Consider the following 15652-nt stretch of genomic DNA (forward strand, 5'->3'; position numbering starts at 1 on the left):
CTCCTATTCTAGTGGGCTGCATTTTGAGCGCTCGCCAGGGGTGTGAAGTTTTTGCGCAAGTTCTCATCCTCAATGATTTCTTTCCAAGGATCAACGGTGCGACCCAGCGTTGCTTCGAGCCGCTCAACCAGTGCCAGACGTACGTCACGATCCTCCAGCGCTGTCTTCACATGATCCAGACCTACGCGTTCAATCCAAGCCGCTGTTCTCTCGTTCCAACGTGCATTCTCTCTATAGTATTGCAGGTAAGCATAGGTCCACTCTTCGACTTCAGCATCGGTTTTCACTGTGCAGAGAAGTTCGGCAGCGCGGACTTTGACGCCTCCATTACCGCCAACATGCAGTTCCCATGCACCATCAATAGCGACAACACCGAGATCCTTAATGGTTGCTTCTGCACAGTTCCGCGGGCACCCAGAGACAGCTAGTTTTACTTTGGCTGGAGCGACCATCTTGTCGAGTTTTTTCTCGAGTCGAATTCCCATTTCGATGGAGTCCTGGGTTCCGAAGCGACAGAAGGTATTACCTACGCAAGTTTTGACGGTACGGAGCGCCTTGCCATAACCGAATCCGGACGGCATATCAAGCTCTTCCCAGATCTTCGGCAGATTCTCCTTCTGTACACCGAGGAGATCCAGTCGTTGCCCACCTGTGAATTTCACCATCGGTACATCATATTTCTCAGCAATGGTAGCAATTTTGATTAGCTCTGCCGGAGAAGTTACTCCGCCGTAGATCCGTGGGATAACGGAATACGTACCATCCTTCTGAATATTGGCATGATAACGCTCGTTAGTGAATTTGGACACGCGCTCGTCTTCATACTCTGTATGCCAGATCATACCGAGATAATAGTTGAGGGAAGGGCGACATTTGGAGCAGCCTTCAGGTTCGTTCCAACCGAGGACGTTCATGACTTCCTTAACACTTTTCAGTCCCATTTCCTTGATCTGTGCAACCAGTTCATCCCGATCATAGGACGTACAGCCACAGATACCTTCTTTGACCTGTTCGCCTACATTATCACCTGCATAATGCGTGAGGAGAGATTCAATGATCGGTTTACAACCACCGCAAGAAGCGGACGCTTTTGTACAGGATTTAATTGCACCGAGGGTATTGCAGCCTTTGTTCAAAACAGCATCTCCGATGGTAGATTTCGTAACACCATTACAGCCACAGACGATCTCGTCATCAGGCATACTTGCCATGCGTTCAGCTACAGATGGGCCAGCGCCTGAGCCGCCAGAGGGTACTCCGAGCAAAATTTCTTTTTCACGGCCGCTAATGTTCTCGCCGCTTTTAATGAGGGAGAAGAGTGAGGCGCCGTCGGTAGTATCCCCAAACAGCACCGCACCAATAAGCTTTCCGTCGCGGATGACCATCTTTTTGTAGACACCATCCACATCATCTTGAATGCGAATGCTGCGTGTATCAGGGGAGTCCTTGAATTGTCCTGCGGAGAATACATCCACGCCGGACACCTTCAGCTTCGTTGAGGTAACGGAGCCTTCATAGCCTTCGGTTGCCGCACCTGCCAGGCGTTTAGCTAACACCATGCCTTGTTCATATAATGGAGCTACCAAGCCGTAAGCGATCCCGCGGTGCTCTGCACATTCACCTACAGCAGAGATTCCTGAAATGTTGGTATTCATATAGTCGTCTACGATTACACCGCGATTGACATCCAACCCAGCTTGACGAGCTAATTCGATCTGAGGACGAATGCCGACAGCCATAACAACCAGATCAGTCTCTAGTACGGTTTGATCCGTGAACCGCAGGGATTTCACTCGGTTCTTACCTGTGATTTCTTCGGTGTGTTTGTTCAAAAGGAACTTCATACCCTGTTCCTCTAATTCCCGTTGAAGCATCAAGCCTGCAGGTAGATCCAGGTTACGATCCATCAAATGACCATTGATGTGAATAACAGTGACATCCATACCAAGGTTGAGTAGACCGCGAGCTGCTTCCAAGCCGAGCAATCCGCCTCCGATGACAGCCGCTTTGCGATACTTTTGCGATGCAGCCATCATGGTTTCGCAATCCTTTATGTCACGGAAACCAATGACGCCTTCTTTATTAGCCCCGGGGAGGGGGAGGATGAATGCCGAAGAGCCAGTTGCCATAATAAGCTCATCATACGAGGCATGAACACCGGACTCCGATACGACCTCTTTGCGCTCAGCATCAATCTGAACGACCGGATCACCAGGGTACACACGAATGTTGTTCTCCTCATACCAGTTCCAGTCATTAATGACGATATCTTCGATGCTCGTTCCACCTGCCAGCACAGAGGATAGCATGATCCGATTGTAGTTCGGATGCGGCTCTGCGCCAAAGATCGTAATTTCATATGCATGCGGAGCAAGCTTAAGAATATGTTCGATTGTGCGTAAACCTGCCATACCATTTCCGACCAACACCAGTTTTTTTGTTGAACTCATTATGATTAGCCCCCTTAGATCCATTCTGCAAAATGCTCACAACAATCATGTCCAGTAATCATGTCCAGAAAAATATAAAAAGCCTGTCATGCCTCGGTGGATTGCGTAAGTACACACGCATCCCTTGCTCCGAGATTGCAAAACAGGCTTCATTGCCGTTTCAACCAGCTACGCCGTTGTAACTGTGATCGATTCAAATATGGAGTTGTTATGGCATAACTATAAAAGATCCTTCTTCTCATGTCAAGATAGTTAACATAAAAAAGTGTTTGAAATTTAAAGTTAATTATGTTTACATGTGTGTAATGGAAGTTGAAATGAACGAAGAGAAGTATCGTCTAAATAGGATCGATAATTCGATCAAATTGTGAGGTAATGTAACACGAATCCGAAGAAGCAATCATGCAGGCATTTGATTCTAATGGATTTGTTATAGATGTAATAGGGAGGGATTGATCCATCATGCGATCTTTATTGGTCATCCGTGTACAACAAACAATAGCTGCCTCGTCCGATGCAACAATCCCTCTTACACCGGAGCAGTTACTTACAGCGAACGGATATCATGTGCAGGTGACGGATAGCGAAACCGAGGCGCTGAAGTTGATCAGCAAAGCTGAAGCTTCCATTCTTCATCTATCCCTGGCCGATGTAGAGCACTGGGTTCACTGCCTGGGAAAGGGAAGGTCGGATGCGCCATTGCTCTGGTGGTGTGCACCAGATACGGCAGCATCTTCGGTAGAATCATGTGAGGTAGAAACTTCTTTTGACGGAATACTTACTCCATCTATGGCTGGATCGGAGATTCATTGGACGCTGCATTTTGCAGCCAGGCGTTACATGGAACGGAAACAATGGGAGCAAGAACGTAAGCAGCTGCAATCCAGATTAGAGGATCGGAAGTGGATCGATATGGCTAAGGCTATCCTCTGTGATCTGAAGCAGATCTCCGAATCGGAGGCGTATGATCTGTTACGGAAGAAGGCTATGGATGAACGCAAGCGGATGGTTGATGTCGCCACAGCTATTGTGAAGGCACATCAGTTACTCCAGTCTTAATTGGAAGGAGGGATCGTCATGAATATGTCTGAGATTCTCAGGGAAGTGGGACGGGGCAAACGAGGTTCACGTGATTTAAACTATGCCGAGGCATTGGCTGTTGCAGAGAAGATTCTGAAGCAGGAGGTATCACCAGCCCAGGCGGGAGCCTTTCTGATGGCTGAACGAATGAAGATGGAGAATGTTGAAGAACTCGAAGCCTTCATTCATGCATGCCGCAACAGTGCGGACAGAATGTCTTTTTTCCATAATGGACTTGATTGTGCAGGGCCTTATGATGGACGAACGAAGTCGTTTATGGCGACGTTTCCGGTTGCCTTTGTATTAGCTGCTACGGGTGTCCCTGTAACATTGCATGGGAGCGAGCCTTTGCCTCCTAAGTGGGGGGTAACGTTACCGGTGCTGCTAAGAGAAGCGGGAATTCATACGTCTACAATGGATCGGGACGATGCCAAACGTGCAGCCTCACGTACCAATGTCATGTTTGTTTCTTCAGAAGACTGGTGCATTCCGTTGAAGCAGCTTCGGCCGCTTCGGGAGGAGCTTGGCTTCCGCACGGTGTTCAATACAGCAGAGAAGTTAATTGACTTTAATCACTCGCCTTATCTTATTTTTGGTGTGTTCCATAATACATTTCTAGATCGGATTGCGAAGCTGCTCACCAAATTTAATTACCGCCGAGCATATGTTGTGCAGGGTATGGAAGGCTCTGAGGATCTGTACATTGATCGACCTACGCGGGTATACGCGGTGGAGGCTGGGGAGATGAAGCTTGAACTGATTGATCCTGCTGCATACGAACTGGATATCCCTGTACCTGATTTGGTCTGGACGGCTGCGAAGCAGTTGGAAGTAGCGGAAGCGGTGCTAAGTGGTTCAGGGCATACAGCCTTTGTGAACCAGGTTCTGTTAAATGCTGGATTCCGTCTATATGCTGCTGAGCGTGTTGGGTCTGTCGAGGAGGGTATCTACACGTGCCAGAGTGTGCTGGAAAGCGGAGCGGCATATCGCTTATATCAAGAATGGTGCGTCTCGATGGGTGGAGAGCTGCCGGATAGTAGAACGGTGTCTGCCTATCCGGCATCGTCCGGATAATCTCTAATCTATATCAGTCCCAAGGATAATTAACGGTCAGGAAGTCAGCAAATTTCTTGCTCTCTTCCCGCCGCTGCTTCCGCATGGCCGCCCGAGCTGGAGCGGTCTCATAGAGTTTCATTTCTTCTTCCGTCTCCGGGATCAGGCGTGGAACGATGAGTTTGCGGTTGTCTTCGTCCAGGGCAACAAAGGTCAAGAAAGCAGTCGCAGCGATTTTTTTCTCACCTGTCTTCAGATCTTCACGGATCACTTTCACAAAAATCTCCATGGAACTGCGTCCTGTCCAAGAAGCGAATGACTCCAGTGTCACGGAATCCGTTGGGTTGATGGGATACAAGAAGTCGACAGAATCGGTTGAAGCGGTCACGGTATTGACTCTGCACAGTTTGGAAGCTGCGATGGATGCAATATCATCGATGTAGGACATCAGCTTGCCGCCAAATAACGTATTATGATTGTTACAGTCGGTCGGAAATACCCTTGCTGTCTTGTAACAACGTGTCTCACGCACGTACTTTTTCTCCACTTGATCTAGCTCTGTAGGTTTAGGGATCTCTCTCATGTTGTTTCCTCCTGACAGTATGGGCGTTGCTTATCTGCAAGCTTGCGTTGTACTCCTCCACTAATACGTATCTCTATTTGTTTTCTCTCTTGAAGTGGTCGTACTTTTTTAGAAGTCGCACTTCTAGTATAGGTTTCGGTTGTTTTCATATACAAATGTAGGGAGTTTTCAGACACGACCTAGAGTGTGAATCAAAAAAAACCGCCAGGCGCGGACCGGCGCGCGGGCGATTAGTGTATTTATTGTGCACCACTACGAACCTGATACTCTCAAGTTAGAGGCCTTCAAGCACATTGCTTGGGGGCTTCTTCTTCGTGGATGCGGATAGCTTGCATGTATGGCTTGCTGGTATGTTAAGCCTTAGGTTTGAAAATGCCCGATGGGCCTCCGATTGGCAAGAACTCCCGTCCGAAGTGAGCGTTCAGTACAGAAGCACCTGTGCCATACAATGACACGATTCCGATCGCAAGTTCTGCATAAGCTGCGATGGTATGGAAGATGTGAGGAGCTACGCCAAAAGCATCAAAGGTCAGACCAAGGAACAAGAAGTCAATCAGAATAAAGATAATAAGCAGCACTTTGTTGGCTTCCACGGCACCCAGGGTCATGAAGAGGGTGAACACGAGATATCCGGCAAAAGCAAATCCGAGCTGTTTACCATCAGTCTGTTCCGCCAGCGTTGATCCAAATACACCCATTTTGATCATCCAGTTTGCTCCCATTGCAAACCAGAAGAAGGCGTATGCGCCAAAGGCAGTGGTACCAAAGGTATTGTTGCGTTTGGAATCTTGAATGCAGGCGAACAACTGAGCGAATGCACCCAGGAAGATCGCCCAAGGAATAGCGTAGCTAAGTCCTTCGGTGATGCCGAGCTTCTGGGAAGAAGCGACAAGTGTAACGATAGCCAACCCAAATAACCCCATTGCGCTGGGATCGGCGTTTATGATTTTAACTTGTGTCCGTGAATCAGTTTGCATGGTGTTGATAAGCCTCCAATAATATCATATCAGGATCATGGGCTTGTATAAGCCATCCTCTAAACTATATCGTTCGTATCCGCCGGGTCCGGACACACACATCGCCCTATTGTACCCGAATGAATCGGTTATGGAAAGGGATTTTATTACCTTATGATGGCCGTTGTGGACAGTTATTAGACAAATGTTAGCCACATTTATACAAATAATGGGGTTAGGCAAGCTAAATTGAGGTAACGAAATAGATTAAATTAGTGCTAAATATGTACAGTGCCCCTCTGTTTACTAGGAATTAACCCGGTGGGTGAACTTGTAGGCGGGTGGGGTGCTTTTCTTAAAGGGGTACACAATAATGACACATTTTTTAGTAGAGCAGTTGAAGGAGTGTGCAGGTAAAATAGGGAAGGAAATAAAGGCGTTATATTAAGGGTTTGGGGTAAATATTAACCTAACGATGATTCTAACTATCAAAAATTGGAGTAAGATACAAAACATCCATGGCTCTTATGCCATATGTTAAACCAACTATAGATTGACAGAAAAATCTAGAATATAACACAGAAATAAGGAGGTCTTAGGCAAATGGTTATGAGTTTGGATTTAATTAATCGGATCGAGAAAGCCAGACGTAGCCTTCACATGTTGGTCGAACATCATGGGGGCGGGCTAGGGCATCCCGACGTCATTCGGCAGTCCATGGCTTTGGATGAATTAATCAATGAATACAATCGATTAAATCGGAGTCAGACGAGGGCAAGAATGATATAATTCCAAGCGATATCAATGAACATATTCAACCTTTTTACATATAGATCAACATCGTTGCATCCTATATTCGATGCTGAGATGCTGGCAGGCATCCTTCGTAATCAAAAGCGGACTTTTTGAATAATCTCTATAAATCGATTATCCTTATGCGGACATGTAAAAAACTGGAATATACAGCGCAAGAACAAAGGGCTGTATCATTCCAGTTCGGTCATGTCCGTATATTATTGTGCGCTGAGCTTCCTAATGTAGTAAGCGCTTGGCTTCCAGATAGAGAACTTGGACGAATTTCTTCGTGTTAATGCGCGTTTGGGACAAGGATGGTTCCACATTGTTTTGTAGCTCAAGCATTTTCTTGCGGATCTCCGTGAAGTCGAAAAATTTGGATGCGTAATTCTCAAACTTAGGATGGGTGTAATCCGTCAGTCCTAATGAAACGACATGGCTTAACGTTTGGAAGATTGCTCGACGAACGCGTTGCTCCGACGCTTTTACTTCCTTGGTTATTTCAGCGGCTGAAGCATCCGCTCCCAGCTTACGGAGAGCCACATTGTGAAAAATATCTTTGAGCGACGGCAGCGTATACGTAGAAAACTTCTGGTCTTCCGGCTCGAGTTGTTCCAGATATTCAAGCATATCTAGAAGGTCTCTGCTGCCCGCTTCACCAATCATCCCCATCTCGGATAGGAGGAAGTGTCCTGCCGTTGCAATGGTTTTGTCAGGGGCGTGTGAAGCTGTGCGTTCTGAGGTTTGCAGTCGGGACAAGCCTTGAAGTGTACGCTGAATATCCTGAATCGATTGTTGCATGCGCAGACGCTCCTCGACTAAACGCAGAACAGACATAATCTCCAATCGATTAATTGGCTTCGTAACATAGTATTCCACCCCAAGAGAATAGGCTTCCCCTATCATGTTTTTGGACTCAATCTGGGAGATCATAACGACCTTTCCATTGAATCGTCCTTCTAGTGCGCGTACGGTTTGTATCCCGTCTCGTTGCGGCATGAGTAGATCAATGAGCAGGACGTCTACCTTATGCATCTCTAACAGATCGGCATGAATATGAATTCCGTCCTCGGCTTCTCCAGCAATTTCCCCAAGCCCCTCATCTTCAATAATATCAATTAGCATAGAGCGAACTCCCGCATCATCATCAACAATAAAATAACGCATTCTCAGTCTCCTCCCCTCTTGATAAGGGATGTAATTGGCACATCAATAGACTAAGACGGTATCCCGTCACCGTTGTCCGTTGGTTGAACATCATTATTCTTATCATACTTCGTTCCCTATCCCGATGTGAAGACCATGGAATCCCATTACATCATGTTAGGACATGTTGAGCCTTATCCACCCTTATTGAAGAAAGCTTAGTGTATCAGATACGGTTCTTTTTTTGAATGGTGATGTTAGGTAACATAACAGCATTTGGGCCAAAGTTCGATTTTTTATAAAAAAATTAAATGATTCGATGTAGGTATTTGTCGATTTCCGTAGTTGAGATTGTAGTATAGGTAACATCTATAAGAGTACAACCATGCTTATGTGTAATGGTACAAACCATATGCACTTAACGACAAGTGTATCCAGATTCAAGCAGCCCATTCCGGGCAAGTCATATTGTGCATGAATCTAGGATTGGAACAACATTTCAGTCGTGCAATTAGAGGGGCTATATAACGAACAAAAATGTAAAAGGGGGCGTTGCCGATGGAGCAAACAATACAAGATATCGTTGTCAATTTCAACGATTTTCTATGGTCTAAGCTATTAATTATATTGTTGGTCGTATGTGGTGTGTATTTCACAACCAAAACCAAGTTCATGCAGTTCCGTATGATCGGTGATATGGTGAAAGTGCTCGCTGAGCCTCGAAGCAAGGAACCGGGTAAAATCTCGCCGTTTCAGGCTTTTTGTATTAGTATGGCCGCACGTGTAGGCACAGGAAACATCACAGGTATAGCTATCGCTATAGCGCTTGGTGGTCCTGGAGCTGTATTCTGGATGTGGATCATCGCCATTATTGGTTCCGCCTCCAGCTTCGTGGAGAGTACGCTTGCTCAGATCTATAAAATTAAAGACAATGGTGGATTTCGCGGAGGCCCTGCCTATTATATGGAGCGGGGGCTTGGTAAGCGCTGGATGGGTGTTCTTTTTGCGATTCTCATTACATTGTCCTTCGGGCTTGTCTTTAACGCTGTGCAGTCAAACACGATTACAGTAGCATTCCAAAATTCATTTGGCATGGATCGGTTGACTGTTGGAATCGTAATGGCCGTGATATTTGCAGCCATCATCATGGGTGGTGTGAAGCGGATAGCCAAGGCATCGGAGTACATCGTTGTTGTTCTGGCTGTCTTGTATATTGGTGTGGCGGCATTTGTTGTGCTGTCGAACATCACACAGCTTCCAGCCATGATTGTCCTTATTGTAAAGAATGCCTTCGGCATTGAACAGGTAGCCGGGGGTACGCTAGGAGCGGCATTGATGAACGGGGTTAAACGTGGTTTGTTCTCCAATGAAGCAGGGATGGGTAGTGCACCGAATGCCGCAGCCACAGCAGATACGTCTCACCCTGTGAAGCAAGGACTTATCCAAGCCTTTGGTGTGCTGACAGACACACTGATCATCTGTACAAGTACTGCGATGATTATTTTGTTATCAGGCGTGTATCAAGGCTCTGACTTAGGTGGTATTGAATTGACCCAGGCTGCACTGAGTGTGCATATTGGATCATGGGCTTCTGGTTTTCTCGCTATTATGATATTCCTATTCGCCTTCAGTACACTTATCGGAAACTATTATTACGGCGAAACGAATATTGAATTTATCAAATCCAATAAGGGATGGCTATGGCTGTATCGTGTGAGCGTTATTGCTATGGTTCTGTTCGGAGCAGTAGCTAAAGTACAGCTGGTTTGGGATCTGGCAGACTTGTTCATGGGACTTATGGTTGTCGTGAACCTGATTGCAATTCTAATGTTGTCCAAAGTTACGTTTGCCGCTCTGAAAGATTATAAGAAACAAAAAGCTGAAGGACATAACCCGGTCTTTACACGTGATCGAATTCAGATTCCGGGTGAAGTAGAGTGCTGGGAATCTGAGGCGGAAGTAGTGACTAACCAGAGTAAAGCGTAAAGTGTAGCTTCGAAGTGGCTTGTGTGGACACCAGACCATGCACACTAATGTAAAATAGTAAAATAAACAGGGCTTCTACAATCCCGTAAAGGGATGAAGAAGCCCTGTTTGTCACATTCCCAGTGAAGGGGTGCTGATCCACCTGGGAAATGCATTTTCGTTTATTTGGAGATCGAGTAGCTGATCAGTTGCTCGGACAAAGTTTTCATCTGTTCGCCAGTCTGGTTCAGCTTCTCAATGACATCGGTGAAGGATTGGACCAGGTTAGCTTGTTCTTGGGAAGAAGCCGCTATCTGGGAAACCTCAACCTCCATCTGTTTGATTACCTGCTGAACATCTTTCAGGCTGGCATCAATATCTGTCGTTGCTTGTTTGGCATCCACAGACAGCTTACGCACTTCAGAAGCGACAACGCCAAATCCTGCACCTGCTTCCCCCACACGTGCTGCTTCAATCGCAGCATTAAGTCCGAGTAGATTCGTTTGTTCGGAAATCTCACGAATGAATCCAGCGACTTTGTTAATCTGGGAGGAGTTCTGCACAGCAAGGCGTGCATTCTCAAGGATTTGTTCACTGGTTGCTTGCAATTCCTCAGCATGAGCCGCAACGTGCTGAACCATATCCACCAGATTTGTATTGATATTTTGATTTTCCTGTATAATATCCTCAAGTTGATTCTGGTTCGTCTGATCATAGGATACGCAGAAAACCGCCACAACGCTGTTATGGTCGTCAAAGATTGGGATGTTCAGAACATCTAGTTCACGGCCAAAAATTTCTATAGGCAGGTTCGAGATCGTAGCTTCACGCCCATTTTTCAGTACGGCAAAGTTTCTGTAATCGTCTAACAGATCCATCCCTCTGCGGAAGCCAAGGTCAACAAAATTTTCCGTCGTAAACACTTCCACGACTTTTTCATGATCATAGAGGGTCAAGCTAGCAGGTTCTCTAAGAATCAGACTAATATAAGGCATAGCTTTCGTAAGAGCATCGATCACATTCATGGTTTAAAGCCACCCTTTCCATATTTGAAATTTAATTTGATATAATTGGACGCGCGCAACACTGTATCTTTCATCGGATTTAAGAACGTAATCCTGAACGCTTTTTGAGATAAAATAATGACAGTTTTCAGTCTTATTTCTAAATTGTCTTCCATTAAAAATGATTTATTGGATATAAGTGCTAGTTGTAACTGTTTTTATATCAAGATATTTGTAAATGTGCATATCAATTTTGGGACATATGTCCGTTTATGTACGTTATTAGGGTGAGAAGGAGGTTGGGCTGGATGAGAGAAATTATGGATTTTGAGCGGATGCGTCAGCTTGCACGTGACCATGGATTAGACCAGGTGTTGGATCAATCTGCCTTCGCTGAGCTCAGACTGCTTGAAGCTTCTAAAGGGGAAATCATCTGTGCCAAAGGAGAACGACCCGAGCGTCTATATTTTCTAGTTCAGGGTAAACTCAAAATCTATACCACGCTACCCAATGGTAAATCTCTGTTGCTTCGTTTCAGCACCCCACTTGCACTTGTATGCGATCTGGAACTGGTGAACGGCAAAGAAGCGAAAAATACAGTCGAATCGGTTAACAAAAGTTTGCTGCTCGCTGTTAGCTATCGTTACCTGCAAAACACCTATGCTGAGAATGCAAGGTTCCTCCATTTCATGCTTGAACAGGTGACACATAAGCTGTACACGTTCTCTAACCTATCGAGTTTAAATCTGTTGTATCCGGTCGAAAGTCGGTTTGCGAGTTATATGCTGTCTATCATGGAGCAGGAGAACGAGGTGACTGAAGAGATTCAGACCTCCAAGCTGACCGAGCTTGCGGACATGTTAGGCACGAGTTACAGACATCTGAACCGTGTGATTCTTGACCTGAGCGAGCGAAATATTATCCGCAAAGAGCAGCGCAAGATTGTGATTAACAATCTAGAAGAGCTGCGCGAAATTGCAGGTGGAAATATGTATGAGTGACAGAAGAAAGCACCCTTCTTGCCAAATGCAATGAGGGTGCTAATTCATTTTAAGCGATTCCTATTCGTTCGATCTCCGAACTGTTAAATCTCTCCTCGATCCTCGAACAATTGAGCAATCTCCACAATAACCTGAGTGGCTTTTACCATGTTATCAACCGATACATACTCGAATTTACCATGATAGTTCTCGCCACCTGTGAAAATATTAGGGGTAGGCATGCCCATGTAGGAGAGTTGGGAGCCGTCTGTTCCGCCACGGATTGGACGAATGATTGGCTCAATATCAAGGCGCGTCATGGCTTCATGTGCAATATCTACAATCTGACGCACAGGTTCAATTTTCTCACGCATGTTGTAATACTGATCGTTGATCTCAATGGTAATGCTCTTCTCGCCATATTTGGCTTTGAGTTCATTCGTTACATTCAGAAGGTAGGCTTTACGTTCCTCGAACTTCTCGCGATCAAAGTCACGAATAATATAGCTCATTTTGGTCAGTTCAACGTCGCCCTCGATGGATATGAGGTGGTAGAAGCCTTCATAACCTTCGGTGAACTCGGGTGCTTCTTCTACTGGCAGACGACGATTTAGCTCCATCGCAATCTTAGCGGAATTGACCATTTTGCCTTTCGCTGTACCAGGATGCACATTGGTACCCCGCACTGTAATCTTAGCTGCTGCGGCATTGAAGCTCTCATATTCCAGCTCTCCGAGTGGGCCGCCATCCACTGTATAAGCGTATTTTGCTCCGAATGCTGCCACGTCAAACTTATGTGGGCCACGACCGATTTCTTCATCAGGGGTAAACGCGACCCGGATTGTCCCGTGCTTCAGTTCCGGATGTTCAATCAGGTAGGCCATCGCTGTCATAATCTCAGCAATGCCCGCCTTGTTGTCTGCACCGAGAAGTGTCGTGCCATCGGTTGTAATTAAGGTATGCCCTTTGTATTCACGCAGTTCTGGGAAGTCAGTCGTGGACAGAACAACATCCAGCTCTTTATTCAATGTAATATCTTGTCCATCATAATTGGAGATGACCTGTGGTTTAACATCTTTGCCCGTAAAATCGGTAGCCGTATCCAGATGTGCGAGGAAACCAATCACAGGAACGTCTTTGTCTGTATTGGAAGGGAGCGTTGCCATCACATACCCGTTCTCGTCCATGGTAACGTCCTGCAGCCCAATGGACTGACACTCTTTAACAAGTAATTCGCCTAGCGCCAATTGACCTGGAGTGGAAGGGCATGTTTCATTGTTTTCATCAGATTGTGTATCCATCTGCACATAAGTGGTTAATCTTTGGATTAGAATGTCTTTCACCATTAATCGCTCCTTTAGTTTAAATAGATAATTGTAGTGTTATATAGGCTCAACTAAAAAAGTTTACACTTGCCACTCCGATGACAGAATAACCTTCCGATCGCTGTTATCTCCAGATTTTTCTGATTCCCTTTTTCTAAAGGGAAAATCCGGAGATAGCCTATGCTTCCGACGTAGCTTTCTTTCAGAAAGCTTTCAGCCGAACGCTTTGCTTCTTCACGTTATTTCTGTCCTCTCCGTTCTCGTGTAAAAAGTTTAGTTGAACATATTTTCTGTCAGTCTCTACTGGTATAATATCACGTTTGACAGGGGATTCGCTGAGGTAGCATCTGTTTGAAGAAGTTAGGTATAAAAAAGGGTACTAGGGCACAGAAATGTACGTACTTGTATTCCGGTAGGTAAAGTTCATAATAGAAATGATGCAATCTAACAGGCTAAAAAATATATATCAGAAGATTTGAATAGGAGATGTAACCCATATGTCAGAGACTTTATTTTCTCCCTATCAGTTCAAGGGATTACAGTTAAATAATCGTATTGTTATGGCGCCGATGTGCCAGTATTCCGTAGATGCTAAGGATGGTATTCCTAATGAGTGGCACCAGGTGCACTATGTGAGTCGCGCTGTTGGAGGCACGGGTCTGATCGTCATTGAGATGACAGATGTTGACCCAGATGGACGCATTACCGATAATGACCTCGGTATATGGTCAGACGATCACATTCCAGCTTTTAGCAAGCTGATTGATAGCATACATGCCCACGGTTCCAAAGTGGCGATCCAGATCGCTCACGCAGGACGAAAAGCACAGGATGCCGAGCAGCCTGTTGCACCTTCTGTTGTAACGTTCCCGGGGGAGAACTTCAAGACGCCAAGAGCGTTAACGACAGAAGAAGTTGAAGAGATGGTACAGAAATACGCAGACGGTGTTCGCCGTGCGGTTCAAGCAGGTGTTGATGCGATTGAACTTCATGGGGCACACGGATATCTGATGCATCAATTCCATTCCAAGCTGATGAACCATCGGGAAGATAAATATGGCCAGAACTTATCCCAGTTTGGCGTTGAAGTGATTCGTGCAGTGAAAAAGGAAATGCCATCGGATATGCCGCTTATTCTGCGGGTTTCGGCAGTAGAATATGCTGATGGTGGATATGATATAGACCATACCCTTGAGATGTCTCGTGCTTATCAGGAGGCGGGTGTAGATATGTTCCACATCAGCTCAGGTGGTGAAGGGCCTACAGGACAGAGAAAACCAGGTAATTATCCTGGTTATCAGGTTCCTTTTGCACGCCGTTTCCGCGAGGAATTGAACGTTCCTGTCATTGCGGTAGGGTTGCTTGATGAGTATGCATTAGCCGAAGCAGTTATCGGTAACGGAGATGCAGACTTGGTCGCTATAGGCAGAGGTATGCTTCGTGACCCGTATTGGGCAAACCATGCAGCACTGGCACTTGGCATTACGAAGGACAAGGCTGGAATTGCGGAGCAATACTCTCGCGGGTACTGAGATTACTAAGGAGGAGACAGCAATGGGAACAGCAAGTGCATTGCCGGATATTCGGCAGCAGGTACTGCTTCATGCGCCGGTAAGCAAGGTATGGGAGATCGTATCCACAGCACAAGGTATGGGACGTTGGTTCATGCCTAGTGACCTGGAAGCAACCGAGGGGCATGAATTCATACTGGAGGCTGGACCTTTTGGGCAATCCCCATGCAAGGTGATTGAAGTTAAGCCAGAGCATAAGCTTTCTTTTCGTTGGGGAAAGGATTGGACGCTTACATTTGAACTAGAAGAGCAGCCTGAAGGAACTCAATTTACGATAATTCATAGTGGTTGGGATGCGGATCAATTGACCGAATTCGGACAAGCGCATGCCATCGTACGTGAGCGTATGGAGCAAGGCTGGGCCTTAATTGTACAGAAGCTTGCACAAGAGGTTCAATAATTCACCATAATTCCTATGGAATTATAGCGAAATAACAGCACGAATATAGTCAGAAAGCTGCAAATTCGAAGCGGGCAAGCATGCCGGTAGACGAATTTGCGGCTTTTTGTTTTGCAAAAATAGATGCGCCAACTATTTCCGTCAGCACGAGAAACGTGTAACATGGATTTATAGAGGTTCTTCAAAAAATCCGCTTTTGATTACGAAGGATGCCTGGCGGCATTATCAGCATCGAATATGGAATTCAGCCGAAATGTCCGTTGCTCACGTAGTTTGCCTACGCTCCGCTACTCCATTTCTAGCTTCATCCCATCTTCTTGGTACTGAAAACCGTCCTTGTTGAA

13 protein-coding genes are annotated in these 15652 nt (G+C 45.8%); 7 read left to right on the plus strand and 6 right to left on the minus strand.

From position 1 onward, the window contains the following. Nucleotides 1-8 precede the first annotated feature (8 nt). A complete protein-coding gene (gene nirB / locus ASD24_RS28350) occupies nt 9-2450 on the minus strand; it encodes a nitrite reductase large subunit NirB (RefSeq protein WP_056703379.1) in 2442 nt (813 codons plus the stop codon). Nucleotides 2451-2912: 462 nt separating this feature from the next. On the opposite strand from nirB, the gene ASD24_RS28355 reads away from it, so the two are divergent. Together ASD24_RS28355 and ASD24_RS28360 are read left to right on the plus strand one after the other, a co-directional pair. Continuing rightward, complete coding sequence (locus ASD24_RS28355; protein WP_056703382.1) at nt 2913-3509, plus strand: ANTAR domain-containing response regulator; 597 nt, start codon at nt 2913-2915, stop codon at nt 3507-3509. Between the two features lie 18 nt (nt 3510-3527). After that, a complete protein-coding gene (locus ASD24_RS28360) occupies nt 3528-4604 on the plus strand; it encodes an anthranilate phosphoribosyltransferase (RefSeq protein ID WP_056703385.1) in 1077 nt (358 codons plus the stop codon). Between the two features lie 13 nt (nt 4605-4617). Here the strand turns inward: ASD24_RS28360 and ASD24_RS28365 are convergent, their stop codons facing one another. After that, nucleotides 4618-5166, minus strand: coding sequence for an acyl-CoA thioesterase (locus ASD24_RS28365; protein WP_442952614.1), 549 nt, complete (start codon nt 5164-5166; stop codon nt 4618-4620). Nucleotides 5167-5519: 353 nt separating this feature from the next. Then, on the minus strand, nt 5520-6143 hold the full coding sequence (locus ASD24_RS28370) for an acetate uptake transporter (RefSeq protein ID WP_056703388.1): 624 nt from the start codon (nt 6141-6143) through the stop codon (nt 5520-5522). 582 nt (nt 6144-6725) lie between these two features. Here ASD24_RS28370 and ASD24_RS28375 point away from each other — a divergent pair. After that, on the plus strand, nt 6726-6911 hold the full coding sequence (locus tag ASD24_RS28375) for an aspartyl-phosphate phosphatase Spo0E family protein (RefSeq protein ID WP_056703391.1): 186 nt from the start codon (nt 6726-6728) through the stop codon (nt 6909-6911). A gap of 243 nt (nt 6912-7154) precedes the next feature. Here the strand turns inward: ASD24_RS28375 and ASD24_RS28380 are convergent, their stop codons facing one another. Then, nucleotides 7155-8084 carry a response regulator gene (locus ASD24_RS28380; protein WP_056703393.1) on the minus strand — a complete coding sequence of 310 codons (930 nt, stop codon included), beginning with the start codon at nt 8082-8084 and terminating at the stop codon, nt 7155-7157. Nucleotides 8085-8621: 537 nt separating this feature from the next. Here ASD24_RS28380 and ASD24_RS28385 point away from each other — a divergent pair. Then, nucleotides 8622-10049, plus strand: a complete 1428-nt coding sequence (locus tag ASD24_RS28385) for an alanine/glycine:cation symporter family protein (RefSeq protein ID WP_056703396.1) — start codon at nt 8622-8624, stop codon at nt 10047-10049. Nucleotides 10050-10210: 161 nt separating this feature from the next. Here ASD24_RS28385 and ASD24_RS28390 read toward each other — a convergent pair whose 3' ends face one another. Then, nucleotides 10211-11053, minus strand: a complete 843-nt coding sequence (locus tag ASD24_RS28390) for a methyl-accepting chemotaxis protein (RefSeq protein ID WP_056703399.1) — start codon at nt 11051-11053, stop codon at nt 10211-10213. A gap of 287 nt (nt 11054-11340) precedes the next feature. Here ASD24_RS28390 and ASD24_RS28395 point away from each other — a divergent pair, with 287 nt between their 5' ends. Then, entirely contained in the window at nt 11341-12033 is a 693-nt protein-coding gene (locus tag ASD24_RS28395; RefSeq protein ID WP_056703402.1) for a Crp/Fnr family transcriptional regulator, read from the plus strand. Between the two features lie 83 nt (nt 12034-12116). Here ASD24_RS28395 and pepT read toward each other — a convergent pair whose 3' ends face one another. Then, complete coding sequence (gene pepT / locus ASD24_RS28400; protein WP_056703579.1) at nt 12117-13355, minus strand: peptidase T; 1239 nt, start codon at nt 13353-13355, stop codon at nt 12117-12119. A gap of 479 nt (nt 13356-13834) precedes the next feature. On the opposite strand from pepT, the gene ASD24_RS28405 reads away from it, so the two are divergent. Beyond that, complete coding sequence (locus ASD24_RS28405; protein WP_056703405.1) at nt 13835-14869, plus strand: NADH:flavin oxidoreductase/NADH oxidase; 1035 nt, start codon at nt 13835-13837, stop codon at nt 14867-14869. Nucleotides 14870-14891: 22 nt separating this feature from the next. Continuing rightward, nucleotides 14892-15308, plus strand: coding sequence for an SRPBCC family protein (locus ASD24_RS28410; RefSeq protein ID WP_056703409.1), 417 nt, complete (start codon nt 14892-14894; stop codon nt 15306-15308). Nucleotides 15309-15652: the final 344 nt, after the last annotated feature.

The organism is Paenibacillus sp. Root52 (assembly GCF_001426865.1).
Taxonomy (GTDB): Bacteria; Bacillota; Bacilli; order Paenibacillales; family Paenibacillaceae; genus Paenibacillus.

Coding starts and splice junctions, on each gene's coding strand:
- nirB (WP_056703379.1), bottom strand. CDS start 2,450: ATGAGTTCAACAAAAAAACTGGTGTTGGTCGGAAATGGTATGGCAGGT.
- ASD24_RS28355 (WP_056703382.1), top strand. CDS start 2,913: ATGCGATCTTTATTGGTCATCCGTGTACAACAAACAATAGCTGCCTCG.
- ASD24_RS28360 (WP_056703385.1), top strand. CDS start 3,528: ATGAATATGTCTGAGATTCTCAGGGAAGTGGGACGGGGCAAACGAGGT.
- ASD24_RS28365 (WP_442952614.1), bottom strand. CDS start 5,166: ATGAGAGAGATCCCTAAACCTACAGAGCTAGATCAAGTGGAGAAAAAG.
- ASD24_RS28370 (WP_056703388.1), bottom strand. CDS start 6,143: ATGCAAACTGATTCACGGACACAAGTTAAAATCATAAACGCCGATCCC.
- ASD24_RS28375 (WP_056703391.1), top strand. CDS start 6,726: ATGGTTATGAGTTTGGATTTAATTAATCGGATCGAGAAAGCCAGACGT.
- ASD24_RS28380 (WP_056703393.1), bottom strand. CDS start 8,084: ATGCGTTATTTTATTGTTGATGATGATGCGGGAGTTCGCTCTATGCTA.
- ASD24_RS28385 (WP_056703396.1), top strand. CDS start 8,622: ATGGAGCAAACAATACAAGATATCGTTGTCAATTTCAACGATTTTCTA.
- ASD24_RS28390 (WP_056703399.1), bottom strand. CDS start 11,053: ATGAATGTGATCGATGCTCTTACGAAAGCTATGCCTTATATTAGTCTG.
- ASD24_RS28395 (WP_056703402.1), top strand. CDS start 11,341: ATGAGAGAAATTATGGATTTTGAGCGGATGCGTCAGCTTGCACGTGAC.
- ASD24_RS28405 (WP_056703405.1), top strand. CDS start 13,835: ATGTCAGAGACTTTATTTTCTCCCTATCAGTTCAAGGGATTACAGTTA.
- ASD24_RS28410 (WP_056703409.1), top strand. CDS start 14,892: ATGGGAACAGCAAGTGCATTGCCGGATATTCGGCAGCAGGTACTGCTT.